Genomic DNA, 12,726 nt, shown 5'->3' with positions numbered 1-12,726 from the left:
GCCCTTGCGGCTCACCCCTGCGCATCCGCCTCCGGCAGGGTCTCCAGGGCGATCGCCAGGGCGAAGCGGGCGCCGTGGTCGGCCAGGCGCAGGTCGGCGAGTTCGGCCATCCGGCGCATGCGGTGCCGCACCGTGTTGGGGTGCACCCCCAGCGCGCGGGCGGCCTCGTTGGGGTCGCCCTGGGCGCGCAGCCAGGCCCGCAGCGTGGGCACGTAGCGGGTGCCGCGCTCGGCGTCGTGCCGGGCCAGTTCGGCCGCGGGCCCCTCGGCCGGGCGGCGCCCCGAGGTGGAGGCCAGGCGCAGGCGGTGCAGCAGGACCGCGTCCCAGGACTCGTCGTAGGCGACGGCCGGGGCGCCGGCGCCCAGCGTGGAGTGCAGGTTCAGGCTCTCGTCGGCCTCGCGCCGGCTGTCGGGCAGCCGGGGGAGGTCGGCCGGGCCGCCGATACCCGCGTGCACCAGCACGTGGTCGGGCAGGCCCGCGCAGGTGGCCCGCAGCCACTCGCGGGCCGGGGCGGGGTCGCCGCCGCACGGCAGCAGCGTGTAGACGGTGCTGCCGAAGATCGTGCTGCGCGCGGCCCGCGACCACCCGAAGCCCGTGGTGGCGCGCTCGAACGCCATCAGCGCCGCCGCGTGCCGCTCCCCGGGGGTGTGCGCCTGCAGCGCGATGACGCGGTGGCTCTCGGAGATCAGCCCCAGCCGGCTCGCCGACTCCGTGGGGTCGATTCCCCCCTCCAGCAGCCGGGTGACCAAGTCGGACTCCACCTGGCGCTCCAGGTCGGCGCTCACCCGCGTGCGCAGCAGGTGCAGGGCGACCGTGTGCGCGCCCTCCTTCAGCAGCGCCGACCGCTCGGCGTCCAGCGGACGCTCGGCCATCGCCCACAGCGACCCCAACGTCTCCCGGCCCGCCCGGACCGCGATGGCGGTGCGGCCGCGCAGCCCGTGTTCGGCGGAGGGCGGCACGAACACCGGCTCCACCGAGGCGGCCAGCCGCGCGACCACCCCCGCGTCCTCAAGGTGGCGCTGCACGTCCGGGGGCACGCGCCGGCCCAGGATCGTCTCCAGGCGCGCCCGGTCGGCCGACTCCTGGCCGTCGGAGTGCGCCAGCACCCGGAAGCGGCGGTCCTCGATGGTCACGGGCGCGCCCACCCGCGCGGCGATGGTGTCGGCCAGCGAGGGGAGGTCGGCGGGGCCGCGCCCCGACTCCGTCTCGCCGCCCTCCAGGACCAGCCCGAAAACGATGCCCGCCACCTGGCTCCACGACACCGCCGGGTCGACCGCCAGCAGCACGGTCCCGCGCTTCCGGGCGCGGTGCGCCGCGGGGCAGCGCTCATCGGCCGCGCCCCGCACCACGGCGGTCTCGGCGCCCGCGCGCAGCGCCAGGTCCAGGGCCTCGGCCGCGTCCGGCACGCCCACCGCCAGGAAGATGTCGCCCTGGTCGGGTTCGGGGCGGGTGGCGTCGTGCACGGCGACCCCGCGCACCAGCGCGCCCGGCCGGGGCCGCGCGCCGACCGACCGGGCCCCGTACCCGCCGAGGATGGCCAGCAGCCGCTCCAGGCGAATCATGCCGCGCCTCCTGACGCCGTTGTCCGCTCCCGACAAGAGGCTAGCCGCATTTCGGCAGGCTGGGACAATGCGCGGGCGGCCGGGGTGGGCGACGCTGAACGTGCGACTACCACTGGTTGGCTACTGGTTGGCTGAGGAGAAGACCGCATATGGAGGGGACCCGGAGCGCCGGGATTCCGGACACCGTCGTCGTTGTCGGCGCCGGAGTCGTCGGGCTGTCCACCGCGTGGTTCCTGCAGGAGAACGGCATCGGGGTGACGGTCGTCGACCGCGGCCGGGTGGCCTCGGGCGCGTCCTGGGGCAACGCCGGCTGGCTGTCGCCGGGCCTGGCCCTGCCGCTCAACGAGCCGGGCGTGGTGCGCTACGGCGCGCGGGCGCTGGTGGACCCGCGCGCGCCGCTGTCCATCGCCTCCCTCACCGAGCCGGGGCTGGTCCGGTTCCTCACCCGGTTCGCCCTCAACAGCCGCGCCTCGGCGTGGCGGCGCGCCCTGGAGGGGACCCTTCCGCTCAACCGCGCCTGCCTTGAGGCCTACGACGTCCTGGCCGACGCCGGGGTCGCCGTCGGCGACACCACCTCGCCCATCACGGCGCTGTTCTCCTCCGAGCGCGCCGCCGCCCACCTGCTCGCCGAGCTGCGGGGAGCCGCCGCCGCGGGACTGCCGCTGCGGTTCGACGCGCTGACCGGCGCGCAGGCGCACGCGGCGCTGCCCCAGGCCGCCGAGCGGGTCCGCGCCGGCGTGCGCATCGAGGGCCAGCGCTACCTCAACCCCGGCGTGTTCACCGAGGCCCTGGCGGCGTCCGTACGCCGGCGGGGCGGCACCGTGGTCGAGGACTTCGAGGTCGCCGGCCTGGAGTACGACAGCGGCACCGGCCTGACCGTGCGCTCCACCCAGGGCGAGACCGAATCGGCGGGTGCGGTGGTCGTGGCGACCGGAGCGTGGCTGGGCCGCCAGGGCGGCGAGTGGGGCATCCGGGTGGCCATGGGCGCCGGGCGCGGCTACAGCTTCCTGGTGCCCACCGCGCAGCCGTTCGCCGGGCCGGTGTACCTGCCCGAGGTGCGGGTGGCCTGCACGCCGCACAGCGGCGGCCTGCGCCTGGCCGGGACGATGGAGTTCCACTCGCCCGACGCCCCGGTCAACCCCGCCCGGCCCCGGGCCATCGCCGACTCCGCGCGCGGGTTCCTGCGGGGCCTGCGCCTGGAGGAGCGCAGCGACGAGTGGGTGGGTCCGCGGCCGGTCACCGACGACGGCCTGCCGCTCGTGGGGCGCACCCGCGTCCCCGGGCTCTACGTGGCCGGCGGGCACGGCATGTGGGGGCTGACCCAGGGCCCGGTGACCGGGCGGCTGCTGGCCGAGGCCATCAGCACCGGGAAGACCCCCGACGCCCTGAGACCGCTCGACCCCCTGCGCTGACCCGCCGCGCCGCCCCGCGGCCGCCGGCCCCGCACCGCACCGTGCCGGGGCCGGCGGCCGCATATCCGACATCCGAGTACTCCCGCAGTGCCGCGCCGCGGACGTGCGGACCGCTTCTCGCGTCCGCCCGTCCGCGGTCCCGGTCTTCTTCGTGAAACGAGAGAACCGCATGGCCCGTACCACGCACTGGCTGACCCCGGCGACCTACGACCGGCTCCGCCGCGAACTGGACTTCCTCTCCGGACCGGCCGGCGACGCCGCCGGAGCGGCGGAGTTCGGCGCCTACCCCGACGAGGCGGCCCGCAAGGCGCGCGTCGCGCGCATCCAGGAACTGCTCAAGGACGCCGTGGTCGGCCAGGCGCCGCCCGACGACGGCGTGGCCGAACCCGGCATGGTGCTGACCGTCGACTACGGCGACGGCGGCGAGCCCGAGACGTTCCTGCTGGGCGTGCGCGACCGCGCGGGCGAGGAGGACATGACGGTCTACTCGCCGGAGTCGCCGCTGGGCGCGGCCCTGCTCGGAGCCCGCCAGGGCGAGCGGCGCTCCTACCGCGCGCCCAACGGGCGCACCGTGACCGTCACCCTGCTCCGCGCGACGCCCTACCGCGCCGAGGGCGCCGCCGACGCGGCCCGGGGCTGACGAGGGACCGCCGCCCGGCCCGAGGGCCGGGCACCGTTGGGAGGCGGTGCCCGAGCAGGGGGAGGGCCGGGCGGCGGCGGGGAACCGGGCACCCCGCCGGAGGCCGGCCCGGGGGCCGCGCGGGCGGCGGACGGCGGGAGAATGCCCCAAGGCCGCCCGCGCGCGGCGGCCGGAGGGGAGGCCCGCGATGCCGATGACCGCGGCGGTGGCGGTGCGCGCGGGCGCGGCGGCCGAGGTGGTGGAGCTGGAGCGGCGCGAACGCCCCCGGCCCGGGCCCGGCGAGGTCGTGGTGCGCATGACCGCGGCCACGGTGAACCCCTCCGACCTGCTCACCATCGCGGGCGTCTACCCGTCGCGGACGGTGTTCCCGTTCGTCCCGGGCTTCGAGGGCGTCGGCGTGGTCGCCGCCACCGGTGTCGGCGTGCCCGAGAACCTGGCCGGCCGGCGCGTGCTGCCCATCGGCTCGGCCGGGGCCTGGCAGGAGCACAAGCGCGTCGAGGCGGGCTGGTGCGTGCCGGTGCCCGACGACATCGCCGACCGCGCCGCGTGCTTCGCCTACGTCAACCCGCTGACGGCGCTGGCGATGGTGGACCTGTTCGTCCCGCCCCGGACGCGCGCGGCGGTGGTCACGGCGGCCTCCTCGGCGATCGCCGGGCAGCTGGCCGAACTGCTCGCCCTGCGCGGCGTGCCCGCCGTCGGGCTGACGCGCGGCACACCCGGGCGGAGCGTGGCCGATCCCGGCCTGTGGGCTGGCGTGGTCCGGCTGGGCGCGCCCGGGTGGCCGCGCGAGCTGGCGGCGCTGCTGCCGGCGGACGGCGCCGACGTGGTGTTCGACTGCGTCGGCGGACCGCTGGGGGCGGCGCTGCTCGACCGGCTGGCCCCCCACGGGCGGCTGGTGCAGTACGGGCTGCTGTCGGGGCGGCCGATCCCGGCCGCGGCCGGGGGTGCCGCCGACCCCCGGATCGTGCCCTTCCACCTGCGGCGGCTGGTCCACGGCGCGCCCCGTCCGCAGCTGCTCGGCCTGTTCGACCGCGCCTTCGCCCACCTGCGGGCGGGGCGGCTGGCCACGCGTGTCGGCGCGGAGCACCCCTTCGGCGACCTGCGGGCGGCGCTGCGGCGCCCACCGGCCGGCGGGGGCAAGCCGCTGATCGTCTTCTGACCCGGGGCACGGCGCCCGCCCGGGCCCTCGGACGCCGCGGGCCGGGCGGGGGAGAAGGGGGCGTGCACCGCTCTTGGCCGCGCGCCGAGACCACGGCGGCGGGCGGCCGGGGCAGGCGGGGCGGAACCGGCACGCCGGGTCGCAGCGGTCCCCACCGCCCCCATCTCGGACGATGCTCCGGAAACCTTGCAGCACCGCCGAAACGGGTCATCAGGAGTCCGCCGCGACCGTAGAGTCGGGTGCCAAAAGGACGCGTGACACGAGAGGCCCCCCGCCTGATGACCGACGCATCGGCTCCGCAGCAGATCGACACCAGCCGGCCCACCATCGCCCGCGCCTATGACGCGCTGCTGGGCGGCAAGGACAACTTCCAGCTCGACCGCGACCTCGCCACCCGGGTCGAGGAGATCAACCCCGGCACCACGGTGCTGGCGCACGAGAACCGCGCCTTCCTGTCGCGCGCGGTCACCTACGCGGCCACCACCCTGGGCCTGCGCCAGTTCCTGGACCTGGGGTCGGGCCTGCCCACCGTGGAGAACACCCACCAGGTCGCCCAGCGGGCCGCGCCCGACGCCCGCGTGCTCTACGTCGACATCGACCCCATGGTGCTCGCCCACGCCCGCGCGCTGCTGGCCGAGAACGACCACACCGCCGTGATCACCGCCGACCTGCGCGACGTGGAGACGGTGATGTCCGCCGACGACACCCGCCGCCTGGTCCGCACCGACGAACCGGTGTGCCTGATGCTGGTCTCGCTGCTGCACTGCATCCCCGACCACGACAACCCCTTCGATCTCGTGCGCCGATACCTGGAGCCGTTCCCGTCGGGGTCGGCGCTGGTGTACTCCCACCTGTGCTCCGACCGCCCCGAGCGGGCCCAGGACTTCACGGCCGGTGTGCTGGCCTCGGGGACGCCCTGGGGGCGGGTGCGCTCACCCGAGGAGTGCGCGCAGGCGGTCGAGGGGCTGCGGGTGGTGTCGCCCACCGAGGACGACTCCTACCCCGCGGTGCTGGTCGACTGCGACACCTGGCGGCGCGCCGGGGTGGCCCCGGTGGAGCGCCCGGGCGACAAGCCGATCTGGGAGCACGCGGGGGTCGCCGTGAAGCCGTAGCCCGGCGGCACCGGGCGCCCCGGCCGGCGGGCGGGCCGCCCGCGAGGGCCGTCGGGCGCAACGCCCCTGTGTGGGCGCCCGCCCGGCGGCCCCGCCACGGCGCGCCCGCACTCCTACACCGGCCCGCCCCCGGCCGAAGCCGCTTCCTGCCGCAGGACCACCGCGGCCCCCAGGGCGAACGCGGCCGGCACGTGGACCTCGGCGCCGCCGCGCGCCTCGCGGAACGGCACGGCGTTGCGCCGCAGGTGGGCCGTTGCCGCGCCGAGGTCGCCCACCTCCACGCCGTAGGCGGCGAAGAACGGCGGCGCGCCGCCGCGCCGGTGGCCGGGCACGATGGAGTCCAGGCCCGCGGGGGTGGCCAGGACGAGGCGGGATGCGCCGAGGTCGAACGCGCGCACACCGCCCTCGCCCCGTGCCGTCCGGCCGAGGTAGGCCGCGTACCGGTCGGCGTAGCGGTGGAGTTCGCCGTCGGGGACGCACAGGACCGACTCCACCAGCGCCACGGCGCCGTTCGGGTGCGCGGGCCCGGCCGCCCCCTCGCCCCTCTCCGCGCCCTCGGCCGTGCCCGTCGGCGCGGCCTCGGCGACCGCGAGGCGCCCCTCGGGGGTGCGCCCCGGCGCGTCGTCCAGTTCCAGGTAGCCGACCTCGACCGGGCGCCCGCCCTCCCCCGAGGCCGCCGGCCGCCGCAGGCGGTGCACCCCGCTGTGGCCGATCCCCTCGGCCGTCAGCCGCGCCGCCGCGGCGTCGGCGTCGGGGGTGTGGAAGGCGAGGATGTGCAGCCCCTCGAAGCGGCCGAGGGCGGCACGCAGCCGCTCGGTGGTCCGCCCGGCGCTTTCGGTCAGGCGCGCGCGGGCCTCGGGCGGGACGGCCAGCGGGTGCAGATGGACGCCCTCGCCCGCCGTGTCCCCGGGACCGAGGACCGTCGCCAGTTCCACGAAGCCGCGCGCGAACACCGCGCGGGTGTTGCCCGCGCCCAGGGCGCGGGGCGGGCCGCCGTCGTCGGCGGGCAGCGCCGGGAACGCGGCGGGCGGCAGGGCGAACCCCAGGCGCCGGTACACGGCGGTGGCCGCGGCGATGTCGCGCACCACGTGGCCCACGTGGTGCAGCCCCGTGATCACCGGAGCGGCGCGCGACCCGGCGGAGGCCCGGGCGGAGGGCGAGGAGGGGGCGGCCATGGCGGCTCCTAGGGTCCGATGCGTGTGATACCCGATATCAACTGGGATACTACTGCCTTTTGGGAGTCGACTCTCGTTTTCGTTCCCCGCCGTGGGCGGGACGTTAGGCTGGGAGCCGCCCGAGCCGCGGCCCGTCCGCGCGCCGTCCCGTCGGCGGCAACGCCCCACCCGACCACGCGGAACCACACATGACACCCAGCCCTGAGCACCGCCCACCCGCCACCGGGCTGCGTGAGCGCAAGAAGGCGAAGACGCGGACCGAGATCCAACGGCAGGCGCTGCGGCTGTTCCGCGAGCAGGGGTTCCACGCCACCACCGTCGAGCAGATCGCCGAGGCCGCCGAGGTCGCGCCCAGCACGGTGTTCCGCTACTTCGCGACCAAGGAGGAGCTGGCGGCGCTGGACGACCACTACGCGCTGCGCCCGCTGATCGTGCGCGTCTTCACCGAGCAGCCCGCCCACCTCAGCGCCCTGCAGGCCCTCCGCGAGACCCTGCGCGCCGTGTTCGCCGAGCTGTCCCCGGAGGAGCGGGCGGCGCGCCGCGACCGCGACGCCGGGCTGGTCCTCGTGCCCGAGCTGTGGGCGGCCAACGCCGGGCTCCTGGCCAAGGGCCTGGAGGTCCTGGGCGAACTCGTCGCCGAGCGCACCGGCCGCACCCCCGAGGACCCCGCGATCCGGGCGCTGACCGGCGCCGTGCTGGGTGTGGCCCTCGCGGCGTTCCTGCGCTGGTCGCAGGAGCCCGGCGGCGACCCCATGGCCGACCTGGACGACGCGCTCGCGCACCTGGCGGAGGGGGCGGCGCTGTAGCCCGCCCCGCCGCGTCCCCGCGCCCGCGCCTGCGGCGCCGCGGCGCCGCAGGCGCCATCACCGGGGGACGGCGGCCTCCTCCGCGTCGCCGGGCGGTTCGCCGGCGGTGTAGGCGCAGTCGATGTCGACCTCGGCCCGCGCGGCCCCGCGCGACGTCATGGTCGTGCAGGCGCGCCCGTGCGCGTCGGTGAACGCCACGACCGAGGCGCGGTCGTCGTCGGACTCCGGGTCGGGGTCGGGCGGTTGCCGCCGGGTCTGCTCGCCGGGCTCCACGCCCTCGGGCGGGTAGTCGCAGTCGATCCGCGTCTCGTCGACCACGCCTGAGCCCAGGGTGGAGGCGACCAGCGTGCACGCGCGCCCGTGGGCGTCGGTGGTGGTGATCAGCTCCTCCCACTCCCAGTCGCGTTCGGGCTCGGGCTCGGGCAGCGGCCGCCGGTCCTGGCGGACCGGCTCGCGGCCCCGAGGCGGGGCCTCGCAGTCGATGCTGGCGTCCGTCTCGTCGCCCGCGTTGGTGTAGGTGTCGGGGCTGGCGGGCGACACGGCCACCAGTACGGTGCACGCCGTGCCGCCGGCGCCGGTGAAGCTCACGATGTCGACCGTCTCGGTCGGCACGTGGCCGCACCCGGCGGCCGTGAGCGCCACTGCGCCGAGGAGGAGCGGCAGCCGCACCGGCCGCACGCGATCGCGCATGTCTCCCGCCTTCGTGTCGGGGTCATCCGGGCAGGGGTGCCTCGGTCGGCCGCTCGGGCGGCTCCCGCTCGGTGTACTCGCAGGTGATGTCGATCTCGGTGGAGGCCCCGCCGGCGGCCGTGGAGGTCACGCAGGTGCGGCCGTGCGTGTCGGCGAAGGTCGCGACCGCGACGCGCTCCCAGTCCGAACGGGTGTCGGGGTCCGGCGGCTGCTGCTGCGTGGGGGAGCCGGGGCGCACGCCCGGGGGCGGGTAGTCGCAGTCGATGCTCGTCTCGTCGACCCCGCCGACCAGTACGGTGGCCACCAGGGTGCAGGCGCGCCCGTGGGCGTCGGTGGTGGTCACCAGTTCGGCCCGCCGCTGGTCCGTCGACAGGTCGGGGACGGCCACGGGCACGGCCCGCCGGTCCTCGTGGACGGGCTCGTGGTCGGCCGGCGGGACCTCGCAGTCGGCGCTGCCCTCGATCTCGGCACCGGCCCGGGTGACGACCAGCGCGGTGCAGGCGGCACCGCGGGGGTTGGCGGAACTGACGATGTCCACCGTCGAGGTCGAGTAGAGGGTGCACCCGGAGGCCGCCACCGCCACCGCCGCGAGGACAAGAGGAAACCCGGACCGCAAACGCGCGGGCCCGGTCGCAGCGCGCATGTCTCCCGCCTTTCGTGCCGGTCGCGGTGTTCGACGCGAAATATCGGTAAGGCGTTCCCCGCCGCGCCCGGAGCACATATTCCCACGGCGGCCGTGCCGGTAGGCGCGAAACCGGGGAAACCGCTGTTCGGGAATGGCCGCGTGTTCGCTGTTCTGGTGTTTCGTCAGTCGAAGTAGACCTCGATGACGTACACGGCGAACCCGAAGGCCAGTGCCGCGATGAGTCCGGCGGCCAACTGGAGGGCCACGCGCGGGACGACGCCGCGCAGGGGCACCCGGTCCTCGGCGGCGCGGGGGCGGTCCTCGGCGGCGCGCGGGGGCGGCGCCGCCCCCGCCGAGTCGGCCGCCCGGTGGGCGAGGTGCAGCCGCTCCGCGAAGTCGCGCAGCCCCTCCAGGACCGCCCGGCCCTGCTCGCCGGCCAGCCAGTCGAGGCCGCTCTGCTCCCGGGCCCGCTCGCTCACCTGCTGTTTCAGCAGGTGCTCCTGGGCGCGGAGCGTCGTGACGGCCTCGCCCAGTTCGGCCCGCTCCCGGTTGAGCCCGTCGACCCGTTCCTCGGTCTCCTTCAGCCTGTCGAGGGCCTCTTCCAGGCGGATGTCCTTCAGGCGGTCCTCGCGCGTGTTCAGCATCTCCACGCCGATGTGGGCGCCGAAGAGCACCAGGGCGACGGCGATCATCCAGCCGCGCTGGTACCAGGCCGACCCGTCGAGGGTGCCGATGAAGTCGCCGGAGAGGCCGAGCATCGCCGCCATGCCCAGAATTCCGGTGCGGATGCCCGCACGGTAGTGCAGTAGTTTCTTGATGGCCGTTCCCCTCTGGCCCGGGGGCCGCCGCGAATTCCGGTGCGGCACCGAAACCGCGGTCGACGGAGCGGTGAGCCTACCACTCGCCCTCACCCGGAAAAGGCCCGGCCTCCGGCGCTTTCGCCATTCCTCACGTGCCGTTCACGCAATGGCCGCGCGCGCCGCAACGGCCGTCGAACGGCGGAGGGCGGGTGCGGGCCTTTCCCCACGCGAAACGGCGGATCACGGCGTCACCGCGCCTGCTCCAGGTAGGCCTCGCGGTGGATTGGGCGGGCGGCGTGCACCGCGCCAAGGCCCTCGGCGAGGCCGGCCCCGAGCACGGCGACCGACTCCAGGGGCAGCGGCCCGTGGTCGCCGACGGCCCGGTGCAGGGAGGGGCCGGGGATGTAGGCGGTGGCCATCCACGGCGGGCCGGCCTCGGTGTCGGCGTCCACCACCTGGGCGGTGTAGAACCCGCCGACCCTGCGCGCCGCCCGCACCTCCTGGGCGAAGCGGATGCGAAACTCCGCGTCGCCGGCCAGGGCGGCCCGCACCACCTTGACCGCCACCGGCCGCCCACCGGGGGAGAGCCCCAGGTACACCTGCCCCATCCCGCCGCCGCCCAGCCGCCCGTGCAGCCGGTAGGGGCCGATCGCGGCGGGATCGCCGTCGAGGAGGGGGCTGGCCATGGCACCGCTTCCACAGGGTCCGACACGGGGGCAGGCGAACGGCCCGATGATCCCAGACTCCCGTACGCGCCGGTTCCGGCTGACCGCACCCGGCCACCGTCCGTGCCGCCCCCGTTTCCAACCGGCCGGTAGCCGGGTTCCCGCCCGCGCGGCCGGTTCCGGCCGCGTCCAGGGGCGCGCGGCGGCGCGCGGCGGCGGTCCATTCCCTGACCAGGGCCGTTGCCGCGCACCGGCGGGCGGGTCGGCGGCCGGTGCGCCCCGGGCGGCTCGCGCGGGGTCAAGGAGCTGGTCCGGGGTGCGCGACAATGCGTCTGGTCTGCCACGAAGCGCCCGACCTCTCCTGGTCCGCGTGCGCCCGCCCTGAATCCCGGAGACCGCGAATGCCCCCTTCCGCCCCCGCCGCGCCCGCCCGCCTGCTGCGCCCCGCCGCCCTCGCGGCCGCGCTGCCCCTCGCGCTCACGGCCTGCGGCCCCGACCTGGGTTCGCTGCGCTCGGCCCCCATTCCCGACGAGGCGCCCCGGCTCGCCGACGCCGACCTGCCCCCCGAGCCGGGGGAGGACGCGCCGTTCGCCGACAGGATCGAGTGGGACCTGGTGGCGGCGGCCAGCCGCTTCGCCCGCGTCGCCGACCCCGACGCCGCGGCCGAGTGCCCGGAGTTCGACACCGGCGCCGACTCCGAACTGGTGTGCACGGTCGTCTTCCGGGGCACGGAGGCCGAATGGGAGGTCACCGTCAACGGCGGCGACTACTTCGCCTCCTCGCAGATGCGGCCCCTCGGCCGCCAGGTGGTGCGCGACGTCGCCGAGGACCTGGTGCGCTTCGAGATGGACACCGAGACCGTGCGCTGCGACATGGACGAGGTCCACGTCATCCCCACCGAAGCGGGCGAGGGTGAGCCGGTCACCTGCGCGTGGGGGCGCGACCGCGACAGCTGGCGCACCGAGGGCCGCGAGGGCACCGTCCGCATCGAGGTCTCCACCCCCCACGCCGGGCAGGGCGGCGGCGAGGAGTTCTGGCTGTCCCCGGTCGAGTAGCCCGCGCGTCCGCCGGGCCGCTGCCGCCCGCGCCGCCGCACCGCCTTTGCCGTTGAGGACCGCTGATGGACGACCTGCACGGTGACCGCGCCCGCTCGGCAACGGGGGCCGGGAGGACGCCGTGGCGCTGCTGAGGGACGACCGCCATCACCGCCCGCGCGTGGGCGGGCGCGCGGCCGGAGCCGGAGTGGCCCCCGCCCCGGGCGCGCCCGGCCGCCCGCGGGCCGAGGCGGCCGCGCCGCGGATGTGACCGGCTGCACTCGGTGCGTCGTTGCACTGAGTGCAACCTCGTCCCTAATGTGATGACGTGCACTCCTCACCACCGTCCGCGCGGCCGCCCGCGCCCGACCGGCGCGAGGCGCTGAAGTCGCGGCACCGCCGCGCCCTCGTCGAGGCCGCCGCCGCGCTCATGACCGAGCGCGGGGACACCGGCTTCACCGTCGACCAGCTCGCCGAGCGGGCCGACGTCTCCCGCCGCACCGTGTTCAACCACTTCCGGTCCCTGGACGACATCGTCCTGGAGGCGTTCGGCACGATGCTGGCGGCGATCGTCGACAGCATCGAGGCCAACCTCCCCGCGGCCGCCGGAGAGGGCCCGCACGACATGTTCGACGGCTTCGCCGCGGCGATCCGCCGCACCGACCTGCTCACCCCCATCACCCGGCTCAAGCACCTGCTCGGGCCGGAGGGGCGCGAACCCGCCTCACCCAGCCGCGCGGCGCTGTTCGAGCGGGCGCTCAACGACGTGGGCGCCCGCCTGGCCGCGATCGTGCTGCGCCGCCACCCCGGCGCCGACCCGCTCCAGGTCGACCTCATGTGCGGCGCGCTCATCAGCGGCGGCGCGGTCACCGTCCAGCACTGGGAGCGGATCACCGGCGGCGTCGACGACGCGGACTCCCGCCGGGTCTGGCTGGAACTGCTGGACCGCATGATCCTGATCATCCGCAACGGGTACGGCCCGCCCGGACCCGCCTCTTCCTGAGCGCTGCGCGCTCCCCCCACTACCTTCCGTTGGGCACCCCACT

At 76.7% G+C, this 12,726-nt stretch carries 13 protein-coding genes; 7 read left to right on the top strand and 6 right to left on the bottom strand.

Going from position 1 to position 12,726, the window contains the following annotated elements; genetic code table 11:
* Positions 1 to 11: 11 nt before the first annotated feature.
* Positions 12 to 1,562, bottom strand: coding sequence for a PucR family transcriptional regulator (locus HNR12_RS07030; protein ID WP_179766730.1), 1,551 nt, complete (start codon positions 1,560 to 1,562; stop codon positions 12 to 14).
* Positions 1,563 to 1,711: 149 nt separating this feature from the next.
* Here HNR12_RS07030 and HNR12_RS07025 point away from each other — a divergent pair, with 149 nt between their 5' ends.
* The 4 genes from HNR12_RS07025 (at position 1,712) to HNR12_RS07010 (ending at position 5,885) form a co-directional block, all read left to right on the top strand.
* The gene (locus HNR12_RS07025; RefSeq protein WP_179766729.1) at positions 1,712 to 2,974 is read left to right on the top strand and encodes an NAD(P)/FAD-dependent oxidoreductase; all 1,263 of its coding nucleotides are present in this window, start codon (positions 1,712 to 1,714) and stop codon (positions 2,972 to 2,974) included.
* A 169-nt stretch (positions 2,975 to 3,143) separates the two neighbouring features.
* Positions 3,144 to 3,614 carry a GreA/GreB family elongation factor gene (locus tag HNR12_RS07020; RefSeq protein ID WP_179766728.1) on the top strand — a complete coding sequence of 157 codons (471 nt, stop codon included), beginning with the start codon at positions 3,144 to 3,146 and terminating at the stop codon, positions 3,612 to 3,614.
* 187 nt (positions 3,615 to 3,801) lie between these two features.
* On the top strand, positions 3,802 to 4,773 hold the full coding sequence (locus HNR12_RS07015) for a zinc-dependent alcohol dehydrogenase family protein (RefSeq protein ID WP_217781997.1): 972 nt from the start codon (positions 3,802 to 3,804) through the stop codon (positions 4,771 to 4,773).
* Between the two features lie 254 nt (positions 4,774 to 5,027).
* A complete protein-coding gene (locus HNR12_RS07010) occupies positions 5,028 to 5,885 on the top strand; it encodes an SAM-dependent methyltransferase (protein WP_308118358.1) in 858 nt (285 codons plus the stop codon).
* Positions 5,886 to 5,998: 113 nt separating this feature from the next.
* On the opposite strand, the gene HNR12_RS07005 is transcribed toward HNR12_RS07010, so the two are convergent.
* On the bottom strand, positions 5,999 to 7,060 hold the full coding sequence (locus HNR12_RS07005) for a VOC family protein (RefSeq protein ID WP_179766727.1): 1,062 nt from the start codon (positions 7,058 to 7,060) through the stop codon (positions 5,999 to 6,001).
* Between the two features lie 188 nt (positions 7,061 to 7,248).
* Here HNR12_RS07005 and HNR12_RS07000 point away from each other — a divergent pair, with 188 nt between their 5' ends.
* Positions 7,249 to 7,866, top strand: a complete 618-nt coding sequence (locus HNR12_RS07000) for an acyl-CoA-like ligand-binding transcription factor (protein ID WP_179766726.1) — start codon at positions 7,249 to 7,251, stop codon at positions 7,864 to 7,866.
* A gap of 57 nt (positions 7,867 to 7,923) precedes the next feature.
* Here the strand turns inward: HNR12_RS07000 and HNR12_RS06995 are convergent, their stop codons facing one another.
* From HNR12_RS06995 to HNR12_RS06980, 4 genes are all read right to left on the bottom strand, one after another.
* Positions 7,924 to 8,556, bottom strand: a complete 633-nt coding sequence (locus HNR12_RS06995) for a hypothetical protein (protein WP_179766725.1) — start codon at positions 8,554 to 8,556, stop codon at positions 7,924 to 7,926.
* 22 nt (positions 8,557 to 8,578) lie between these two features.
* Positions 8,579 to 9,199, bottom strand: a complete 621-nt coding sequence (locus HNR12_RS06990; protein ID WP_179766724.1) for a hypothetical protein — start codon at positions 9,197 to 9,199, stop codon at positions 8,579 to 8,581.
* Between the two features lie 164 nt (positions 9,200 to 9,363).
* Complete coding sequence (locus HNR12_RS06985; protein ID WP_179766723.1) at positions 9,364 to 9,948, bottom strand: hypothetical protein; 585 nt, start codon at positions 9,946 to 9,948, stop codon at positions 9,364 to 9,366.
* Positions 9,949 to 10,229: 281 nt separating this feature from the next.
* Positions 10,230 to 10,667, bottom strand: a complete 438-nt coding sequence (locus tag HNR12_RS06980) for a protein kinase domain-containing protein (protein WP_179766722.1) — start codon at positions 10,665 to 10,667, stop codon at positions 10,230 to 10,232.
* Between the two features lie 380 nt (positions 10,668 to 11,047).
* Here HNR12_RS06980 and HNR12_RS06975 point away from each other — a divergent pair, with 380 nt between their 5' ends.
* Positions 11,048 to 11,701 carry a hypothetical protein gene (locus HNR12_RS06975; protein WP_179766721.1) on the top strand — a complete coding sequence of 218 codons (654 nt, stop codon included), beginning with the start codon at positions 11,048 to 11,050 and terminating at the stop codon, positions 11,699 to 11,701.
* A 307-nt stretch (positions 11,702 to 12,008) separates the two neighbouring features.
* Complete coding sequence (locus HNR12_RS06970) at positions 12,009 to 12,683, top strand: TetR/AcrR family transcriptional regulator (protein WP_308118359.1); 675 nt, start codon at positions 12,009 to 12,011, stop codon at positions 12,681 to 12,683.
* Positions 12,684 to 12,726: the final 43 nt, after the last annotated feature.

This window comes from Streptomonospora nanhaiensis (assembly GCF_013410565.1).
GTDB lineage: Bacteria > Actinomycetota > Actinomycetes > Streptosporangiales > Streptosporangiaceae > Streptomonospora > Streptomonospora nanhaiensis.
The sequence above is the reverse complement of the archived record's forward strand: the minus strand, read 5'-3'. Positions and strand labels throughout refer to the sequence as shown.

Bases quoted from the DNA above. Each gene is read 5' to 3' on its own strand.
- HNR12_RS07025 (WP_179766729.1), top strand. From the start codon at position 1,712: ATGGAGGGGACCCGGAGCGCCGGGATTCCGGACACCGTCGTCGTTGTC.
- HNR12_RS06985 (WP_179766723.1), bottom strand. From the start codon at position 9,948: ATGGCGGCGATGCTCGGCCTCTCCGGCGACTTCATCGGCACCCTCGAC.
- HNR12_RS07030 (WP_179766730.1), bottom strand. From the start codon at position 1,562: ATGATTCGCCTGGAGCGGCTGCTGGCCATCCTCGGCGGGTACGGGGCC.
- HNR12_RS07000 (WP_179766726.1), top strand. From the start codon at position 7,249: ATGACACCCAGCCCTGAGCACCGCCCACCCGCCACCGGGCTGCGTGAG.
- HNR12_RS06990 (WP_179766724.1), bottom strand. From the start codon at position 9,199: ATGCGCGCTGCGACCGGGCCCGCGCGTTTGCGGTCCGGGTTTCCTCTT.
- HNR12_RS07020 (WP_179766728.1), top strand. From the start codon at position 3,144: ATGGCCCGTACCACGCACTGGCTGACCCCGGCGACCTACGACCGGCTC.
- HNR12_RS06995 (WP_179766725.1), bottom strand. From the start codon at position 8,556: ATGCGCGATCGCGTGCGGCCGGTGCGGCTGCCGCTCCTCCTCGGCGCA.
- HNR12_RS06980 (WP_179766722.1), bottom strand. From the start codon at position 10,667: ATGGCCAGCCCCCTCCTCGACGGCGATCCCGCCGCGATCGGCCCCTAC.
- HNR12_RS07015 (WP_217781997.1), top strand. From the start codon at position 3,802: ATGCCGATGACCGCGGCGGTGGCGGTGCGCGCGGGCGCGGCGGCCGAG.
- HNR12_RS07005 (WP_179766727.1), bottom strand. From the start codon at position 7,060: ATGGCCGCCCCCTCCTCGCCCTCCGCCCGGGCCTCCGCCGGGTCGCGC.
- HNR12_RS06975 (WP_179766721.1), top strand. From the start codon at position 11,048: ATGCCCCCTTCCGCCCCCGCCGCGCCCGCCCGCCTGCTGCGCCCCGCC.